The 3,737-nt window shown below is 74.5% G+C and carries 4 protein-coding genes and 1 pseudogene; 3 read left to right on the forward strand and 2 right to left on the reverse strand.

What is annotated here, in order from left to right; all coding sequences use genetic code 11:
* Both K6I33_RS32910 and K6I33_RS32915 read left to right on the forward strand, forming a co-directional pair.
* Positions 1 to 1,134 (forward strand): alkaline phosphatase family protein (locus K6I33_RS32910; RefSeq protein WP_229358319.1); only part of this gene is annotated, 1,134 nt, incomplete at its 5' end.
* Positions 1,135 to 1,215: 81 nt separating this feature from the next.
* Positions 1,216 to 1,875 carry a thymidine kinase gene (locus K6I33_RS32915; RefSeq protein ID WP_229358321.1) on the forward strand — a complete coding sequence of 220 codons (660 nt, stop codon included), beginning with the start codon at positions 1,216 to 1,218 and terminating at the stop codon, positions 1,873 to 1,875.
* Positions 1,876 to 1,888: 13 nt separating this feature from the next.
* Here K6I33_RS32915 and K6I33_RS32920 read toward each other — a convergent pair whose 3' ends face one another.
* Positions 1,889 to 2,281, reverse strand: coding sequence for a VOC family protein (locus K6I33_RS32920; protein WP_374286474.1), 393 nt, complete (start codon positions 2,279 to 2,281; stop codon positions 1,889 to 1,891).
* Between the two features lie 340 nt (positions 2,282 to 2,621).
* Here K6I33_RS32920 and K6I33_RS32925 point away from each other — a divergent pair, with 340 nt between their 5' ends.
* A complete protein-coding gene (locus K6I33_RS32925) occupies positions 2,622 to 3,458 on the forward strand; it encodes a sulfurtransferase (RefSeq protein ID WP_229358323.1) in 837 nt (278 codons plus the stop codon).
* 65 nt (positions 3,459 to 3,523) lie between these two features.
* Here K6I33_RS32925 and K6I33_RS32930 read toward each other — a convergent pair.
* A pseudogene (locus K6I33_RS32930) lies at positions 3,524 to 3,737 on the reverse strand (DUF3071 domain-containing protein); the annotation flags it as partial.

Here is a 3,737-nt window from a genome sequence, read left to right on the forward strand (position 1 = left end):
CGCTACGGCACCGGCTCCCTCGCCGACCTGCTGCCCTCGGTCGCGGCGGGCCTGGGCGTGCCCGGCCTCGGCTCCGGGCTGGAGCTGGCGCCCGCCGACCGGGTCTGCGTTTTTCTGATCGACGGCCTGGGCTGGGAGCTGCTGCGCGACCACCCGGACGAGGCCCCGTTCCTCCACTCGCTGCTGGGCACGTCCATGAACGGCACCGGCGCGCCCATGACCGCCGGCTTCCCCTCCACCACGGCGAGCTCCCTCGCCTCGGTCGGCACGGGCCTGCCGCCCGGCGCCCACGGCCTGGCCGGTTACACCGTCGCCGACCCGGCCACCGGGCAGCTGATGAACCAGCTGCGCTGGCGCCCCTGGACCGACCCGCACGTCTGGCAGCCGTACCCCACGGTCTTCCAGCTCGCGGACGCGGCCGGGGTCGCCACCTGCCAGGTCTCCGCGCCCGACTTCGAGCACACGCCGCTGACCAAGATCGCGCTGAGCGGTGGCACCTTCCACGGCCGGCTCTCCGGCGAGGAGCGGATGGACTTCGCCGCCGAGCGCCTCGGCGCCGCGGACCGTTCGCTCGTCTACACGTACTACAGCGAGGTGGACGGCAAGGGCCACCGCTTCGGCGTCGACTCCGAGGAGTGGCGCGGCCAGCTGATGTACGTGGACCTGCTCGCCCGGCGGCTGGCCGAGCAGCTGCCGCCGCGCTCGGCCCTCTACATCACCGCCGACCACGGCATGATCGACATCCCGTTCGACCCGGAGTCGCGCATCGACTTCGACGAGGACTGGGAGCTGCGCGCCGGGGTCGCCCTGCTGGGCGGCGAGGCGCGGGCCCGCCATGTCTACGCGGTGCCCGGCGCGGCCGCCGACGTCCTGGCCGTGTGGCGCGAGGTGCTCGGCGAGCAGATGTGGGTCGCGGGCCGGGACGAGGCCATCGAGGCGGGCTGGTTCGGCCCGCCCGGCGAGGGCGTCGACGACCGGGTGTACGCGCGGATCGGCGACGTGGTCGCCGCCGCCCGCGACGACATCGCGATCGTCGCCACGGAGACCGAGCCCAACGAGTCGAAGATGGTCGGCCTCCACGGTTCCATGACGCCCGTCGAGCAGCTCGTACCGCTCCTCGAAGTCCGCTCCTGAGCGAAGCCCGCTCCTTGAGCGGAGCCCGTTCCTCCCTACCTCCCACGCCCCCACGATCAAACGAAAGGCATCGGCCTTCCCATGCCCGAGCTGGTGTTCTTCTCCGGAACGATGGACTGCGGAAAGAGCACCCTCGCTCTGCAGATCGAGCACAACCGGTCGGCCCGCGGCCTCGAGGGGCTGATCTTCACCCGCAACGACCGCGCGGGCGAGGGCAAGCTGTCCTCCCGTCTCGGCCTGGTCACCGACTCCGTCGAGGCGGGGGAGGGGTTCGACTTCTACGCCCACCTGGTCGCGCACCTCTCGGCGGGCGGCCGCGCGGACTACGTCATCTGCGACGAGGCCCAGTTCCTCGACCCGGAGCAGATCGACCAGCTGGCCCGGATCGTCGACGACCTCGAACTGGACGTCTTCGCCTTCGGTATCACCACCGACTTCCGCACCAAGCTCTTCCCGGGCTCCCAGCGCCTGATCGAGCTCGCCGACCGCATCGAGGTCCTCCAGGTCGAGGCGCTGTGCTGGTGCGGGGCGCGGGCCACCCACAACGCCCGTACGGTCGGCGGACAGATGGTCGTCGAGGGCGCGCAGGTCGTCGTCGGCGACGTCAACCAGCCGGAGACCGTGGTCGGTTACGAGGTGCTGTGCCGGCGTCACCACCGCCGCCGGCTGACGTCGGCCGCCGCGCGGGCCGTCGCCCTGTCGCCGGACGTGCTGCCGGTGGACGCCGAGAACGCGGGCTGAGCCGGACTCCTCGTCAGCGGGCCGTCCGCAGCAGGGTGAAGACGGCGCCCTCCGGGTCCTCGACCGTCGCCGCGCGCCCGGCCGCCTCCTCCGCCGGGCCGTCCGCGACCCGGCCGCCCAGCTCGGCGACCCGCTCGGCGGCCGTGTCCACGTCCGCCACTTCGAAATACGTCATCCAGTGCGGATACCGCAGTGCCGGCCCCGCGCCCCGGATCGCGGCCACCGGACGGCCGTCCAGATGGAGCGTGAACGTGTCGGCGCCCACGGCGCCGGACGACTTCGTCTCGTACCCGAACAGCGCGCGGTAGAACTTCAGCACCGCGGCGGCGTCATGGGTCACCAGCTCGTGCCAGACCGGGGTGCCCGGCGAGCCGGCCGGCCGGGCCCGGGACTGTAGTAGGACCACCCGAACAGCCCGCTGTAGAACTCCTTGGTCGCCTCCAGGTCCCGCGCCAGGAGACTGGTCCAGCAAGGAGTGCCCGGTGTCTGCCGCCGGGCCCCCTCGCGGTGCTCGGAGGAGCCCCATACCTCGGTCATCGTCAGCATCTCCTCGGACCATCGTGGTGGCCGCGCGTCCCCGCCGGGACACGCGCCCCGGCCGCGCCGGGCATCAGGGTTCCCGCTGAGCATGCCCGAATTCGCGCGGCGCTTCCGTGTCCTCGGCAGCGCCGTCCAGTATCGATCAGCAACGCGCCTTCTGGCCAGGGGACCGTTCGGAGCAACGCGGACTGCGCCAGGATGGGTTCATGGACGTCATCATCACCGCGAAGGAATGGGCGAGCGAGTCGGCCGGCGAGCGGCCGCCGACGCTCCTGGACATCCGCTACCGGCCCGGGGGCCCGCCCGGCCGGCCCCAGTACGAGGCCGGGCACCTCCCGGGCGCGGTCTACGTCGACATGGACGCCGAGCTCGCCGGGGAGCCGGGCGGGAGAGGCCGTCACCCGCTGCCGGACATCGCGGCGTTCGGGGCCGCGATGCGCCGGGCGGGGGTGCGCTCCGACCGCCCGGTCGTCGTCCACGACGACGGTCTGGGCTGGGCGGCGGCCCGGGCGTGGTGGATGCTGCGCTGGGCGGGGCACCCGTCCGTACGCGTCCTGGACGGCGGGCTCGCCGCGTGGACCGCGGCCGGGGGAGAGCTGACGACGGAGGTCCCGGCGCCGGCCGAGGGCGACTTCGTGCCCGAGCCGGGCGCGCTGCCGGTGCTCGACGCGGACGGCGCGGCCGCGCTGGCGCGGCGCGGGGTGCTGCTGGACGCGCGGGCGGGGGAGCGCTACCGGGGCGAGGTGGAGCCGCTGGACGCGGTCGCCGGGCACATCCCCGGCGCGGTCTCCGCCCCCACGACCGAGAACGTCACCGAGGACGGCCTCTTCCGCCCGGCCCCCGAGCTCGCGGCGCGTTTCGCGGACCTGGGCGCGACCGGGGCAGCCGAGGTGGGCGTCTACTGCGGCTCGGGCGTCTCCGCGGCCCACGAGATCCTGGCCCTGGCGGTGGCGGGCGTGCCGGCGGCGCTCTACGTCGGGTCGTGGAGCGAGTGGTCGTCCGACCCGGCGCGGCCGGTGGCGACGGGGGCGGACGCGGGCTGAGGCGGTTCCGGTCCCCGGACCCCGCTCGGTGTGGCGGGTGGGCCGAACCGGCCCGCCCGCCCAGGTCAGTCCTGCTTCTTCCGCCGCGTCCCGAAAACGATCTCGTCCCAGCTCGGCACCGCCGCCCGTCGCCCGGGGCGGACGCCGTCCGCCTCGGCCTGGCGGTCCGTCGTGCCGATCAGGCGTTCGCGGTGCCCCGCGACCGACCGGGGCATGAGGACGTCCGCGTAGGCGGACCCGGCGCTGGCGGCCGGGGCCGGGGGCTCCACGACCTCCGCC

This window comes from Streptomyces sp. UNOB3_S3, from assembly GCF_020740895.1.
In the GTDB taxonomy this organism is placed as follows: Bacteria; Actinomycetota; Actinomycetes; order Streptomycetales; family Streptomycetaceae; genus Streptomyces.